Below are 14950 nucleotides of genomic sequence, written 5' to 3'. Positions count from 1 at the left end.
CCCGGCGTGCAGGGGCCGCCCAGCCGAATCCTCCAGCATCAGGGCCGCACGTTCCTGGAAGTCGAACGCTTCGATCGCCATGGCCTGGTCGGCCGCAGCCCGGTGGTGACGCTGGAGACCGTGAACGCGGCCTTGCTCGGCCATGCGCCATCGGCATGGGACACCCTTGCCCCGGGGCTCGCCGACAAGCGTCTGCTGACCCCGGAGGCGGTTGCAGCTATCCGTCACATCACCTGGTTCGGTCGACTGATCGCCAATAGCGACATGCATCCGGGCAACCTCGCCTTTCGCCCGGAGGGCGGCCGGCTTGTCCTGTGCCCGGTCTACGACATGCTCCCGATGGCCTACGCGCCGCTCCCGGGTGGCGAGTTGCCGCGCGTGACGTTCGAGCCCGCCCTGCCATTGCCCCGTGAACATGCCGTGTGGGTCACTACTTGTCACACCGCAATTGGGTACTGGCAAACCGTGTCGGATGACACCCGCATCAGTGCCGCGTTTCGCAGGATTGCATCCGAAAACGCCGTCGAGCTTCAAAGGCGCATGGCACTCGTTGTGCCCTGATCGCCGGTCGTGCTGTGCCAACCGACCGCTGGCGCCTACCCGGCTTCGGGTCGGTTTCAGCCCGGTTGAGTCGCAAGCCTGTATACAGAGATTTGATAGTGGACTCGCAGTGGAAAGAAACGATAGAGTATCGAGAGGTATTACCATGTGATAAGAGGCCGCTATGGCAACCTCCCTGAAGATTGACGACGCGTTGAAAAGTCGGGTCCAGCATCTCCCCAGCCAGCGTCGGCGCTCGTCTCACTGGATCATGCTCGAAGCGATTCGGCAATATGTCGAGCGCGAAGAAGCTCGCGAGGGCTTCAGGCAGGAAGCTCTCGCGGCCTGGGCTGCTTATCAGGAAACCGGCCGACACGTGACCGGGCAGGAAGCACGTGCCTGGTTGAACACCTGGGGCACGGATGAGGAAAAGGCTGCTCCGGAGTGCCACAAGTAATCGTAACCGAAGGAGCGCTGGATGGTCTGGACCGATGCCGGCGTTTTCTTTCTACCAAATCGCCGGATGCCGCCCGGCGAGCAGCCCAGGCGATCGAACGGCAGCTCCTGCTGCTGGAAACGTCACCGGATATGGGTCGCCCCGATGCCGAAATACCCGAACTGCGCGAGCTGACAGATATGCTCAGCGAAGCCCTGGCGAGCGAATTTTCTGAGTGGAAGCGGTATTCGCCTGCGCATCTGCTGCTTGAGCCAGAAGACATCATGGCGTTCGAGAAGGTGTATGACTCGCTGGATGACCTTTACAAAGACGCGGATGCGCAACTCGCGGCACTCCGCGAGAGGGGCTGGCGGAGCGAGGGGTCCTGCAACATCTTTGTGGGCTTTTCAGCCGATATCGTGAAACTCCAGACGGCGCTGGAACAGCGTGGTCACTATCGTGAGATCCCCCGGCCAGAAGTCCACTTGGGGCAGCTGGTCGAAGTGGAGGAACTGTGGGAGCGGTATGCGACCCGGTCAGGCTACGAATCCTATGCGGAGCTCGAGTTCGTCCTGGACTGGCCCGAGGAGATCTCGCATGGGCAGCTGGCGATTTTGCGAGATCGCGGGTACAACCGAGAACCCGCCTACTCGCAGCTGCGGGAAGAAATCCTCCAATCCGGCTATTTGACGGAGGCGGACCTGTCGGTGGCGGGCGCGATCCAGTACCTCAAGGATCGCGACGAAGCTCGGGACCAGGGGGGCACGGTGTTACAGGCGCGAGAACAGCGGCGCCTGGAAGCGCAACGCCGAGCGGAGCAGGAGGCCCGCCGAAGGGAGGCGGCGCAGACGCGACTGCAACGCGAGTATCCGTTCTATGCCGTTTTGTCATGTGGGTTGCAGGGGGCGCACACGGCGATTGCGGCATGTTTCAACGGAGGGCGGATGGCGTCCACGACCACGCTCGAGCTCGAGAATGGTGACGATTACCGGATGTATGCCGTTCATGAATTGAATCGGGCGGGAAGAGAAGGCCGTGCCGGGCTGAATATCCCCTTGCGCGAGACGTTTCGTATTCAGGCGCAAAACAGCAGCCCCAGCCTGATGCTCACGCTTACGGTATACGAGCGCGCCACTGGCAACACGGTCTTCCGGCGTTCCGCGCAGCAGTATGGCGTGCTTTCCGTGCGCAACGAATGACAAGGCTTTGCCAGACGCAATGTTGAATGCCGAGCGGCCCCGGTGTGGCGCGTCCCGGCATCGACGGTCTGTGATGATCCAACGCCGCGGCACGGACATCTCGATTGTCATGTTGGCAAGGAGCGTGTGGGAGCAGAGGATGCCGGAGTGCCCTTGCAAAGATCGTCGGTTGGACCGGCTTACGCGATCCAGCGCGCCAGAATTACCTTGAGTTTCTGGCGGTTATAGGGTTTGGGCAGGATGTCGTCCATCCCGGCCGCCAGGCACTCGTCGCGATCATCGGTCATCACAGCCGCTGTGAGCGCAACGATCACCGGACGCGGTCGGTGTGGCTGTTCCTGTAGCGTTCCGCGGATCTCGCGCGTTGCCTGGAAGCCGTCTTTTACCGGCATGCGACAGTCCATCAGGATCAGGTCGTAGTCCTGGAGTGCGATCCGCTCGCAGGCCTGCTGTCCGTCCGTGGCCACGGATACGTCGTATCCGAGCTGACGCAGGGTATCTTCGGCGGCTTCGCGTACGTCGACATCGTCGTCGACCAGAAGAATGCGGGTGTCATCCGGCGTCGTGACGGCCTGCGTGTGCGGGCGGGAGGGTGCCGGAGAGGCTGGCTCGGAATCGCCCACGGGTTTTAGTGGCAGGTCGAAATGGAACGTGCTCCCGCGTCCGGGGGTGCTGTCGAAGTCGAGGACACCACCCATCGCTCTGACCAGGCCGTCCACGATTGCGAGCCCCAGTCCGATTCCCTCCTTTGGCTTCTTGCGATTTTCTTGGGCCTGGTAGAACGGTTCGAAAAGCCGTTCCTGATCGCTTTGAGGGAGGCCTTCGCCGGTGTCACTGACTTTGATTTGCAGCCTTCCGGAAGCGTGGTCGTGCGTGGTTGATCCGGTCGCGATCGCATTCATGGAAACAGTGCCGTCGCGGGTAAACTTGAGCGCATTACCGAGCAGGTTCCAGAGGATTTGTCTGAAGCGACGCTGATCGACGTAGATAGAATCCGGCAGTTCGGGGTCGATCTCGACCAAGAGCTGATTGCCTTTGTCATCGGCCATTGCCGCCATCTGGTCGACAAGCTCGCGCAGCAGGGTTGGCAAATGGGCGGGGGATTCCTGAAGCTCGACCGTACCGTTCTCGATCGCGCTGAGGTCGAGAAGATCGTTGACGATCTGGTTCATATGGTTGCTGGCGCGAAGAAGTGTTTCCACGCGCGCGCGCTGGTCGGCATCCAGCTGCGTATCCGCCAGGAGCTCCAGAGTCGTAAGGGCGCTGGTCAGGGGGGTTCGCAGCTCATGGCTGACCACAGCAAGAAACCGCGATTTTGCGTGATTGGCCTTCTCGGCTTTTTGGGCCAGAGACAACGCGGAGCGAGACTCCGCGCGCAGCTGGAGTTCGAGCGCCTGTAATCGGGATTGTTGATCCAGACGAAGTTTCGCACTGGTGAACAGATTGGCGATCAGTCTTAAAAAGTTCTCGTCGGGCCGCTGTCCGTTATAGGCTGGCGAGCGCCAGTTGAGCGTGACAAAACCCAGCGTTCCGACTGCGCTGGCGAGCGGGATGGTGACATGTGAGCGAATGCCGCGGTTGGCAAGGGCGGTGTAGGGTGAGTCCAGCCCGGATTCAGACGCGATATGTTCCGCATACCTGGGGCCGGTCGGGTCCTGATCCGTTGCCGGGATGATGACGGGCAATCGACGAGCGTCGTGTCGCTCGGTTCGTGAGCGGTCCGCCGTGCTCCAGTGAACAGCGGGCGTGCAGAGTGTGGGGTCGTCAGCGTTCAGGCAGAGGGTGGCTTCATCCGCCCGCAGGGCAAGGGCCACCGCATAAAAGCTGTCCTCAAGAACGCCTTCCAGGGCATCCTGGGGTGCCCGGGCGAGTTCCAGTGACCAGCGAATCAGAAGGGATTCCTGTGCCTGGCGCCGGGCCAGTTGTTCGTTCTTCCGACATGCCATGCATGCGTCACTCAGGCGCGTGGCGATGGTGCGAAACGACTCCCAGAAGGAGTCTGGCAGGGATTGCGGCGAGTCACCGATGACGATGGCACCGAACTCCGGAAGCTCGAACACGATGAACTGGCCGTCGCCATTCACTTTGCAAAAGGACGGTGGCTGCAGGGGCGTCGAAGGCTCGAAGTGATACTGGAGCTGGGGCGAACGGAGCACCGCGCGCCACCGTTTTTTGTGCTCAAGCCCGCGCGGCATGGAACGGACGGGGGTCCATTGCACTGCGTCCGCCTGTGCTGAAGGGCTGCGCTCGAGGACGATTGCACCCGAGATATTGACCGTGCGAACCAGTTTGATCAGCGCGTGGCCCAGCATCTCGCCCAGGTCAAGGCTGCGGCCGACCGCGAGCGATATTTGCAACAAGGCATGCGCTTCGGTCTCGCGTTCAATCATCTTTGGCCACCTTTGCCGGTGCCAAACGCTGCGAGAAGTAACCGAGGGTGGTGGTCTTGTTGAGAAACTCGGGAAAGCCGACGCCCGCGTATGCGAGTTCTCCACCCGTGATTGCCCCAAAGGCAGTGGGATGGTCCGAGAGCACATCCATCTCACGTGGATACTGCTCACCGAGGATCTGGGTCCGACTGATGCAGTCGAAAATCATCATCGTTCCCGGGGTATCGGTACGGGCGTTCTCGATATCCGATACAGCATCCTTCGCGGCGCCCACCAGACTGTCGCTATCCCCGTTAAAAACCTGAATATAGGATCCCGTCGGGATCTCCGCGAGTACGCGCAACCCCCCGTGCTCGGTCGCTGCAATAGGGTCGCGTATGAGTGGCTCGCGGCCGAGGACGCATACCCCCAGCGGGTAATGTCCCGCGCGTTCGGCAACCTGGTCCGGCAAGATGCGGGTCCCGGCCTGGTCGGCGACCACGCGGCTATAGGTCGGGAAAGCCGGGCTGGATTCGATGGTTTCGATGACGTCGCCCTGGGCGGCTGTTACCCGCAGGCTGGGTGAGATGGGGTAGAACCCGTGGCGGGTGGCTGTCGCGAGACGGAGCCCCAGCGTAGCCGTAACGACCACGTGGCGATGGGTGCCGGTGTTGGTGTACACCGCGTTCTTGGCTCCGGCAGTGGGTATGCCGGCTGCCGCCCCGATGGCGTGCAGGTCAGCACCGTGTCGCTCGAAGTAGGTCTCGAGAAATCCATTGAGATTATTGGAATAGACATCGGTCAGCAGGATCTGGGCGCCCGTTTCGGAGTCCTCGCCGATTGATGGATGCTGGGCCTGGTCGGCGTATCGGTCGGTTGTGTGCGACGCCGCGTTACCCAGTGGATAGAGCTCGACCCGCGGCGTAACCGGTAGCCGAACGACCAGAGCCCCGGTGTGGTGCACCGACGCCGACCAAATCAAGGCGGGAAAAGCAGCACCCAGGAGCGGGACCCGAAGCGATTGCAGGAGGTCATCCAGATCCTCAGGCAGGTAATCGTTACCCTGCGCGGTCATGATGAGCAAACCGGCGGGCGGATGGCCCGCGAGGGCGATCCGGATGGTTTCGCGCAGCGCGTCCAGGGTGTGGCCTTCGGTGGAAAAGGTGCTCCAGGTGGCGGTCATTGCGGGGTACCCGTTCGGTCCTCATCGCTGGTGTTCGGATCACCATCGTTGGCGATCGAGTGGCACGGCAGGGCGATGGTGATTCGCAGTCCCTGATCGGTGTTCCGGAGATCCATCTGGCCCCCGAGGTCATGTACGACGCCGAAGGCCAGGGTAAGACCCAGACCCGTTGCGTGCGTCTCGCCCTTGGTTGTGTAGAACGGTTCGAATACGTGCTCGAGGTGCTCTTCGGGGATACCGCCGCCGTTATCCTCGACCTCCAGAATAGTCGTCCGCCGTTCGTCATCGATACACGTCCGGATCCGTATGAGCCCCTCGAAGAAGCCGAGCTCATCGTCGCGGCGGCGCTGCTGGCGGGCGTCGATTGCATCCCGTGCGTTTGTCAGTAGGTTGGCCAGCGTCTGCTCGAGATCGGTGCGTTTGGCGTCAACGATACCTCGAGGTTGCTGATGATCCACGACGATTTCAATTCCCCGGGCCTTGATCTGCTGACCGATCAGGCTGAGCACGCGATCGACGACGGAATCGATCGCAACCTGCCGTGCCTCACTCTTCTGACTGCGTCCGAACACGCGCATGTCGTTGATGACTGCGGCGGCGCGCTCCGCTTGTTGGGCGATGCGGTCGAGCCGGGCGCGCACGTAGTCGACGGTGTCGGCGGGCATCTCGGGAGAAAGCGATTCGCGCGCGTTGTCGGATGCAAGCTGGATGACCTGTAACGGCTGGTTGAGTTCGTGCGCCATTCCCGTGGCCATCTCGCCCAGGGTGGCCATCTTGGCGTTCCTGACCAGTTGCTCCTGGGTGGCCTTGATCCGTGAAATGTCCACAGTCAGGCCAATCACTTCGTCCTCGCCGTCTTCGAGATCGTCCAGGCGCGAGGCCTCTTCATAGACCCAGGTGTAGTGGCCCGTTGGGTCGCCCAGGCGGTATTCGCAGGAGGCGTACCCTTCATTGTAAAGGCGGCCAATCATCGCGCGGGCCGCGGCCTGATCCCCGGGGTGGACCATTTCCAGCCAGCTGTCGGTGTCGGGAAAGTCGCTGTGCCCCGTGAGCCGGCGAGCGGAGGGGCTGACGAAGGTCAGGTCGATCGCACGCTCAGAGCCGAACCGGCCGGCCCAGATGATCACCGGGGCATTCCGTACCAGGCGAACCAACCGCCGGGCATCACGCTGTGACCGCTGAGTCGTTCTCAGGATTTTGCGCGACATTCGCCGCAGGTACTGGTTCAGCAAATGCGTTTCCATGAAGCGCGACGGAATGCATGGAATCACCTGATTTCCATCGAGGCCCAGGACCGCGTCGATGTGGGGCTGGATTTCCTGTCGGAATGCGCGCGTTATCCCAAGAATCAGAGCGAAGCCGGCCGCCAGGATGGCCATCAGTATCGTCAACTGGGTCAGTAGCGAGTCGCGGTAGGATGCGACGGCCGCGGCCGGAGTCAAAGTTGCGGTGAGAAGGCTGCCCGGGATCGCGGTCGAGGGCCGCGCCAGCCAGAGCGTCAATCCGGACCACTGGTGCATAGCGCTTTCGCTGGGGCGGTCGTCCGGCCATTGGTAGACGGGTTCCTGGTGGGTGACGATGCGGCTCCACAGACTCGAATCCCCTGAATCCGGGACTTCGGTGGCCCCGTTGTTTCCGACGAGATAGACAGTTGTGCCGTCGCGTTTTCGAAGCGCGAGCTCGGTGTTGTCCTTGACCGGGGGCGCCACGGTATTGCGCCGGAAGAACTCGACAGGCGCGGCGTGGGTGAAGGCAATCCGCTGTCCATCACCCTTGAAATCAAGGGTGCGCCAGACGATCAGTCGCGCGTCTGCGTCAGGATCTGCGATATGTAGTCGGACGCCGGTGGGCTTTTCGTCGGCCCAGTTGCAGATCGCCTGTTCAAGCGCCGTATCGGAAGCTTGCTGCGAGCTTGGTGGGCGAGCTGCACCGGAGCCGTCATCGGCTGGGCAGAGCAGCGTTTGTGCTGACGGGGCGCCGCGTGCACGGGCCGGATCGGGGTTTAGGGAGGACAGATCGGGGTTGGGCATGCTGGTAACTTGGAGGTGCAGATCCGCGATTCCTCTCTGGGCGGCGGTTTGCACATGGTGTTCGAGCATATCAAGACCGTGCGCGAGGTCCTGATACAGGGTTTCCTGAACCGTCTGACGCAGGTGATGCCCCTGAAGAACCGCGAGCAACGTAATTGGGATAACGAACAGGATAATCAGCACATTGATCAGTACGTGATGCATGGAGTACACGGCTGTGCGCGCCTGACGGTCCACCATGTCAGTGCCGCTACCGGACGCGAACACGAGCAAAGCGGCGATCGAGGCCGCGAGAATGCCGTTGATTGCCTGTTTGATCACGATCAGCGCGACCGAGATCAGGTCGAGCTGGATTAGGAGTGTATTCAGGACGAGCCAGGTGGGCGTCCCCATAACAACCCAGAAGATTGCGACCCAGAAGGCGAGCGGGATCGCTGGATAGCGCCGGGCCAGTAGGCCGACGATCAACACCTCCAGCGAGATGACCATCGCGGGCCACGGGACTCCCCAATGCCAATAGCTAGGGATGACGCTGACGGCAACAACGAACAGTGCCCAGGCTGGGCCGAGCAGCAGCAATGCGATATACGCGAAAACGAGGCCGGGCAGCAGATCGAGACCGTAGCCAAGCGGAATGGGCAACCAGTTGATCAGGTGGCCGGCTAAAGCCAGGCCAGCCGCAACTGCCAGGTGGTGGTATCGGCCGAGCCGGAAGTCCGATTGCGCCATTAGTTGGTGTCCTTACGGAGACGCGGTTGACGCTGCGCGAGTCGCGCAGCTTTGGGGTAGCAACAGGCTGTAGCGACAACCCTGCCGGCATTTTGTCCGAGACGGCGGCACGGTGTTCTCGCGGGGCGGCCGACTCAACGGCGGGTGTTCGCCAGAAACCATCCAGTCGCTTGTCGGGTAGGAACTCGCTTTGGCACGGCGCGGTGTGGCGCTGGGGATCCCGGAAAACCGGGAGGCCGGATCAATGCGCGATGCGCGAGGTGCCGGGTCTTGGGACGGCCGGGTTGCCAAGTCGAGCCGGTGCATAATACGCCTGCCCTAAGCGCTCAGCTGGATTCGGTAATGGGCAAGCGCCGCGTAGAACGCCTGACGGATCCGGATCGCGCTCGCGGGTTTGTCCAGATAGAGCGTCGCACCCGCGCGCTCCGCAAAACGCTTGATTTTGGGGGATCCGTGTCCGGTCAGCACCACGACCGCAGGGATTTGTCCGTACTCCGCCTTGAAAAGCGGGTCGAGGATTTCGAGTCCGTTCCCGTCGGGCAGGCACAGGTCGAGGAAGATGACGCCGATGGAGTCGATGTTGCGCAGGGTCCAGCGGCAATCTTCGAGAGACTCGGCCGTCCAGCATGCCTGTCCCTCCTGCTTGAGGGTGATGACAATCTCTTCACGGACTTCTTGATCGTCTTCGACAACCAGACACCAGGGCTGCGAGGGATCGCTGCGATGCGATGCGGTCAATTCGGTGGCGCCCGGCTGCTCCGGTGATGCGGCTTCATCCCACAGGCTGTTCAGGAGTGCTAATTCGTCCTGCGAGAGTACCGGCTCCCGGGACGCACGGGACGATCCGTTATTGATGGTGATGGTTCGCAGGCTTGCGATTTCGTCGCGTTCCAGCGGCAGGCTGGACGCGTCTTCGGCAGGCATAGGGCGACCGAAGAGGTACCCCTGTCCGACATTAAACCCGTCGCGGATGGCGAGCTCCAGGAGGGCGGAATCCTCGACCCCTTCCACGACCGTACGGATATTCCGCTGACGACAGAGGCGGGCAATATCACCGAGAAGGTGATGGTTACGTCCTTCGTCTTCACCATGAAGCAGGAACCACGCATCAATCTTGACCTCGGTGAATGGCAGCTGGGCCAGGCGGTCCAGATTCGAGGCGCCGCTTCCAAAGTCGTCCAGGGACAGTTCAAAGCCGGAAATGCGGGCCTTGGATAGGCCCATACGCTGTTCGGGGGTCAGATTGAGGCGCGTTTCGGTCAACTCGAGTACAAGACGGTCGTGCGGAAATGCGCGGTCGCGGCACCAGCGAATCAGCTCTCCGGGGAAGCGGGGATCGGCAAAGATTTCCGCGGGCAGGTTGATGCTCAGGCGGGTATTCGGGTCGCCGTGGTTAACGCGCGTAAAGAGATCGAGCGACTGACATGCCATCGACTCGAAGATCGACCAGGCGAAACGTTCGGAATCAAGATAGACCGCAAAGGCGGCCGGACCGACGGGTTCGGGGCGGTCTGGCGGGAGGTAGCGCGCCAGCGCCTCGAAACCGCTCAATGTTCCGTCCACAAGGTCATACTGAGGCTGAAAGAAGGGTACCAACCAGCCTTGTTCCAGGGCGCGCTCCATGGCTGCCATGGACATGGGCTCTACTGGTGGGGGCTCGACATGTTCCGGAAGCGGCCGCTGCGAAACCGAGTCAAGCAGTTGCGCAAGCTGCTGCCGTCCGAGGGGTTTGGCCAGGTGTCCGGCAACCGGCAGCCGTGCGCGCCGCGCGGCATCCTCGGCGCCGACCAGAATATCGGGGTCCAGGCCGGATACGAAGGCAACCGGGGGTGGCACGCGGGGCAGAGCCGCTACCCTGGGTAGCAGGTCCAGACCGTTTTCGTTCCCGAGGCGGAGATCGAGCAGTACAAGGTCGATTCGGGTCCGCTCAAGGAGGCGGGTGGCCGCGCTGAGGTCATTCGCTGCATAACTTTTGACCCCAAGCCGCACGAGGGTGGCCATGATTTCCTCGGTGGTCTCCGTCGAGTCATCCACGACGAGTACGTGTTCGATCACTAGTTTGTCTCCATCCATATCTCCGAGGCCCCTAGCGGGATCGGGACGCTCGCGAGATGCGGGCCACCTCCAGCATGAACCGCTAGGTAGGCCCACCACTGCTGCAGGACCCGCCTTGTCTCGGAAGACTGTCGGGTACGCATGCGGGCGCGTACGCAGATCGTGGGGCCCTTGATCACCCTGAACCTGATCCCAGTCTATCGTTGAGCTGGCGCGAAGTACGATGGGGTATTTCCTGAATGGTTCCAATATGGAAGGAGTGTTCGAACGGCCGAGACCCTCACGGAAGTGTCGCCAGGACTCACCTTTACAACCGCGCGGCCGAATTTGCGGCCTTCGTTCATTGCTGCAGGTCGGTTTCTGGGTCTGCCCGCATGGCGTTGGGCCGCCACTTGCCTTAGGCGCCACAACACAGAGGTTATATGCAACCCTTCCATTCTGAGAGCGATACTTCTGAAAGCGAGAGGAATGCGTGGTTTTCTCGAGGTATGAGCCTCGATGACGCACAAGGGAGCAATAGACGTGGACGTTGACAACCCCGACGGTGAAGCGCTCCGCAAGGTCATTTCGTCCGCAACCCGGCAGCCCGAAGTCCTTGTTGTCGACGACGATGCGACGGTACTCGACGAGATCCTCGCCACGCTGGGTTCCGACGGGATCGAGTGTATTGGGGCGGAGAATGGTCGTCAGGCGCTCTCGTTCCTGCGGGGATATCCGTCGCTGTTTGCGGTGCTTGTGGATCTTCGGATGCCGGAAATGGACGGGTTCGCCCTGATGCACGCGATACGAGATTCCATTTCGCCGCACGCCGCGCCGGCGATCGTATGCGTCAGCGGCCATCTCGATATGGAGGCGACGGTATTGGCCATGCGGCATGGGGCACGGGATTGTTTGACCAAGCCCGTATCGAGGACTGACCTGTTGAATGGCGTGCATGCGGCGATGGAGAGCGCTCGCCAAGCCCGGCAGCGGGAGGGAGAGCATGATGTGATGCGGTCGCTTCTGAGCGACCTGCAGTCGAAGGTGTCCCAGGTCGCCATGCGGGTCGGGGTGACCCGCGGTAACCTCGGACCTTATTCGCACGAGGATCCCGCCCTGGGCCAGAGCCCCCCGGGCGATCCGGTCGAGGCATCCTCGCTCCTGGATCAGGTTCGCCGGTTGATCGCCGAGCGCGAGCGGAGGCGGGAGTACTTCCCTGGCAGTCTTTTGTCGGATCCCGCATGGGATATGCTGCTGGACCTTGCGCAGAACCAGTTATCGGGACACCTGACCTACGTATCCAGCCTGGCAGTCGGCGCGCGGGTCCCCCTGTCGACCACGTCGCGGTATCTGGACATGCTCGAAAAGGAGGAGCTAGTGGAGCGGTTTCAGGATCCTATGGACAAGCGCCGGGTCCGGGTGAATCTGACCGACTCGGGCTGGAATCGCATGCATGAGTACCTTGATGGACTCGTCTGAGGGACGGGTAGGGCCGGGTACCGAATTTGGTTCCTCCTTGCTCCATACTGCATGAATGCGACTTTCCTCGCGCCGCCGGGTCCAACCCGATGAGCGACCGTAGATCGGCACGCGAAGTAAACACGGCACCGTGCTTCGCTAACGATTCATGCGAGATGGTTGTTGCAGTGTGGAACGATCGTGGAAGGGATTCTTGTTGTCCCGCTGAGCTGTGGCACCTAGCATTCTGCCCAGCCCTCGCGAATGGGAACCCTGCTCTGGCGTGGACGTGGCTGCCAGCCTCCGTCCGGATCCTCCAAGTTCCCGTGAAAGCAAGGCTGCGGCTCGCTCCCCCTGTAGTCGTGGTCATGCGATCGTTCGCGAGGGCTTTCTTGTTTCTGGGCTTTACGCCCGGTTTCCCCGTGAGACGCGCTGGCCGCGAATGCTTTCTGTGCGCCAAGGGATGCGCTGATTCAACGAACGTCCGCTGCGGGCTGCGGGATTTCGTGCGCCGCGAGCCTCGTACCGGGCGATGGTTGTGCGGTTGGGGTGTGCAAACGGGGCGAACACGGCATTGTCGCCTTCCCGTAAATTCGGTCCATTGAAAACTGGAGGTCTCCGGGCACACTAGAGCCCAAGGAGGCCGAGATGCGCAAGAGTCGGTTTACGGAAAGCCAGATTGTTCAGACGTTGAAGCAGGTCGAAGGCGGCCGGAAGGTGAAGGACGTCTGTCGAGAGATCGGGGTCTCGGAAGCGACCTATTACCAGTGGAAGTCGAAATACGGCGGCATGGAAGCGGCCGACGTCCGACGGCTGAAGGAGCTGGAGGACGAGAACAACCGGCTCAAACGGATGTATGCCGAGCTGGCCCTGGAGAACACGGCCCTGAAGGACGTGATCACAAAAAAGCTCTGAGCCCGGACGAGAAGCGCCGTGTGGTCACTGCGTTGACGCAGGAGCACGGGCTGAGTCAGCGCCGGGCCTGTCAGGCGGCAGGGGTTGCTCGGTCGGTGGTGCGGTATCGCAAGCAACCGGACCGGGACGATGCGGTGATCGCGCTACTGCAGGAGCTGGTGGAACGCTATCCGGAGCGGGGCTTTGGCAAGCTGTTCAAGCTGATCCGGCGTCGGGGCATGCCCTGGAACCACAAGCGGGTCTGGCGCGTGTACTGCGCCCTGAAGCTGAACCTGCGGCGCAAGGGCAAGCGCCGCTTGCCACCACGGGAGCCCCGGCCCCTGGCGTCGACCGAGGCCCCCAACGCGTGCTGGTCAGCGGATTTTATGTCGGATGCGCTGTGGGACGGACGGCGCTTTCGCACCTTCAACGTCGTGGATGACTTCAACCGGGAAGCGCTGGCCGTGGAGATCGATCTGAATCTGCCCGCACCCCGTGTGATCCGGGTGCTGGAGCGTATCGCCGCCTGGCGGGGCTATCCGCAGCAACTCCGCCTCGACAATGGCCCCGAGTTCGTCTCGGCCGCGATCGCCGACTGGGCCGAGCAGCGGGGCGTGGAACTGAGCTTCATCCAGCCGGGCAAGCCCATGCAGAACGGCTTCATCGAACGGTTCAACGGCAGCTACCGCCGCGGGGTCTTGGACCTCTACGTCTTCCGAACGCTGACCGAAGTCCGGGAACACACCGAGCAATGGCTGCAGGACTACAACGAAACCATCCCCCACGACTCGCTGGGGGATCTCACGCCGGTCGAATACCGGCAGCTACACCACCCGGAAACCTCTAGTTATGCGTGGACCTAATCCGGGGAAGTGGAGACAGCCATATTAATCAGAACCTTAATCGGTTAAGATCTTCTCAAAAATCCTTTCATTTGGGTGGATTCCGATGAGGAGCAAGCGGGAAGCAGCGCACCAGCAGCTCGGCCTGACGCTTGCCAGGTTCGCGCCGGCGCGTGCGGGCGATCTTGCCCGCGAACTGGGGTTGTCGGTCCCCACCCTGCACCGCCTGCTGCAGGAGACGGCCGAGCCCGTGCTTGCGGCCGGGCGGGCCCGGCGCACTCGCTACGCCCTGCGCCGAGCGCTGCGAGGTGATTTCGCGCCCCTCCCCATCCGTACGATTGATGAATCCGGCCGGCCGCACGAACTCACGGAATTCTCGCCCGTTCAGCCGCAGGGCTGCCATGCCGATTTCGGTGGCTCGGACTGGCCTCTGGAGGAGAGCGACCATACCCGCGATGGTTGGTGGGACGGGTTGCCATACCCTTTGTATGACATGCGCCCTCAGGGCTATCTCGGGCGCCAGCTGGCGCATCGCTTCCAGAATGCCCTGGGGGTCTCGTCCAGCCCGGATACCTGGAGTGACGACGATATCCTGTGGGTTCTGAGTCGTGTGGGGTCGGACCTCCCGGGTAACCTGATCGTCGGGGACGCCGCGTTCCATGAGTGGCAAAAGGCTCGCCTGGATCCGCCCGCAGTCCTCGGGGCGGACGATATCGAACGGATGTATGTGAAGGCGGCGGAGGAGGCCATCTCGCTGGGCCTCGCGGGCTCCAGCGCCGCGGGTGAGTTCCCGAAATTCACCGCTCTCCGGGAATTGCAGGACAGCCGTAGCCCGCATGTCATCGTGAAATTCTCCGGTGCGGATGATTCCGTGACCGTGCAGCGCTGGTCGGATCTGTTGGTGGCGGAACATCTGGCGCTGGAGGCGATCGCGGCGCTCCCCGGCGTGCAGGGGCCGCCCAGCCGAATCCTCCAGCATCAGGGCCGCACGTTCCTGGAAGTCGAACGCTTCGATCGCCATGGCCTGGTCGGCCGCAGCCCGGTGGTGACGCTGGAGACCGTGAACGCGGCCTTGCTCGGCCATGCGCCATCGGCATGGGACACCCTTGCCCCGGGGCTCGCCGACAAGCGTCTGCTGACCCCGGAGGCGGTTGCAGCTATCCGTCACATCACCTGGTTCGGTCGACTGATCGCCAATAGCGACATGCATCCGGGCAACCTCGCCTTTCGCCCGGA

The 14950-nt window shown here is 62.2% G+C and carries 10 protein-coding genes; 6 read left to right on the top strand and 4 right to left on the bottom strand.

The window, feature by feature from the left end; genetic code table 11:
* The 3 genes from F573_RS0112895 to F573_RS0112885 form a co-directional block, all read left to right on the top strand.
* Positions 1-561: HipA domain-containing protein (locus F573_RS0112895; protein ID WP_019022924.1), on the top strand; the 561-nt coding region annotated here is incomplete at its 5' end.
* A 163-nt stretch (positions 562-724) separates the two neighbouring features.
* The gene (locus F573_RS0112890) at positions 725-997 is read left to right on the top strand and encodes a CopG family ribbon-helix-helix protein (protein ID WP_019022923.1); all 273 of its coding nucleotides are present in this window, start codon (positions 725-727) and stop codon (positions 995-997) included.
* Positions 985-2175 carry a type II toxin-antitoxin system RelE/ParE family toxin gene (locus tag F573_RS0112885; protein WP_081619231.1) on the top strand — a complete coding sequence of 397 codons (1191 nt, stop codon included), beginning with the start codon at positions 985-987 and terminating at the stop codon, positions 2173-2175. Before F573_RS0112890 ends, F573_RS0112885 begins: the two co-directional genes overlap by 13 nt.
* A 179-nt stretch (positions 2176-2354) precedes the next feature.
* On the opposite strand, the gene F573_RS0112880 is transcribed toward F573_RS0112885, so the two are convergent.
* The 4 genes from F573_RS0112880 to F573_RS0112865 form a co-directional block, all read right to left on the bottom strand.
* Positions 2355-4565 (bottom strand): ATP-binding protein, encoded by a 2211-nt coding sequence (locus F573_RS0112880; protein ID WP_019022921.1) that lies wholly within the window; start codon positions 4563-4565, stop codon positions 2355-2357.
* On the bottom strand, positions 4558-5727 hold the full coding sequence (locus F573_RS0112875) for an FIST signal transduction protein (protein WP_019022920.1): 1170 nt from the start codon (positions 5725-5727) through the stop codon (positions 4558-4560). Before F573_RS0112875 ends, F573_RS0112880 begins: the two co-directional genes overlap by 8 nt.
* Positions 5724-8486 carry an ATP-binding protein gene (locus tag F573_RS0112870; protein WP_019022919.1) on the bottom strand — a complete coding sequence of 921 codons (2763 nt, stop codon included), beginning with the start codon at positions 8484-8486 and terminating at the stop codon, positions 5724-5726. Before F573_RS0112870 ends, F573_RS0112875 begins: the two co-directional genes overlap by 4 nt.
* A 318-nt stretch (positions 8487-8804) precedes the next feature.
* Entirely contained in the window at positions 8805-10541 is a 1737-nt protein-coding gene (locus F573_RS0112865; protein WP_019022918.1) for an EAL domain-containing protein, read from the bottom strand.
* A 522-nt stretch (positions 10542-11063) separates the two neighbouring features.
* Here F573_RS0112865 and F573_RS0112860 point away from each other — a divergent pair.
* From F573_RS0112860 to F573_RS0112840, 3 genes are all read left to right on the top strand, one after another.
* Positions 11064-11999: a response regulator gene (locus F573_RS0112860; protein ID WP_231384422.1), complete on the top strand. Its 936-nt coding sequence runs from the start codon at positions 11064-11066 to the stop codon at positions 11997-11999.
* A 627-nt stretch (positions 12000-12626) separates the two neighbouring features.
* A protein-coding gene (locus F573_RS0112850; RefSeq protein WP_155986662.1) for an IS3 family transposase occupies positions 12627-13735 on the top strand; the annotation gives its coding sequence in 2 pieces (ribosomal slippage) (positions 12627-12879 and positions 12879-13735; 1110 coding nt in all).
* Positions 13736-13820: 85 nt separating this feature from the next.
* On the top strand, positions 13821-14950 hold a 1130-nt coding region (locus tag F573_RS0112840; protein WP_196801800.1), incomplete at its 3' end, for a HipA domain-containing protein.

The organism is Thioalkalivibrio sp. ALE23 (assembly GCF_000378545.1).
Classification (GTDB): Bacteria; Pseudomonadota; Gammaproteobacteria; order Ectothiorhodospirales; family Ectothiorhodospiraceae; genus Thioalkalivibrio.
This window is presented reverse-complemented; position numbering and strand designations above follow the sequence as displayed.

Coding starts and splice junctions, on each gene's coding strand:
- F573_RS0112890 (WP_019022923.1), top strand. CDS start 725: ATGGCAACCTCCCTGAAGATTGACGACGCGTTGAAAAGTCGGGTCCAG.
- F573_RS0112875 (WP_019022920.1), bottom strand. CDS start 5,727: ATGACCGCCACCTGGAGCACCTTTTCCACCGAAGGCCACACCCTGGAC.
- F573_RS0112880 (WP_019022921.1), bottom strand. CDS start 4,565: ATGATTGAACGCGAGACCGAAGCGCATGCCTTGTTGCAAATATCGCTC.
- F573_RS0112870 (WP_019022919.1), bottom strand. CDS start 8,486: ATGGCGCAATCGGACTTCCGGCTCGGCCGATACCACCACCTGGCAGTT.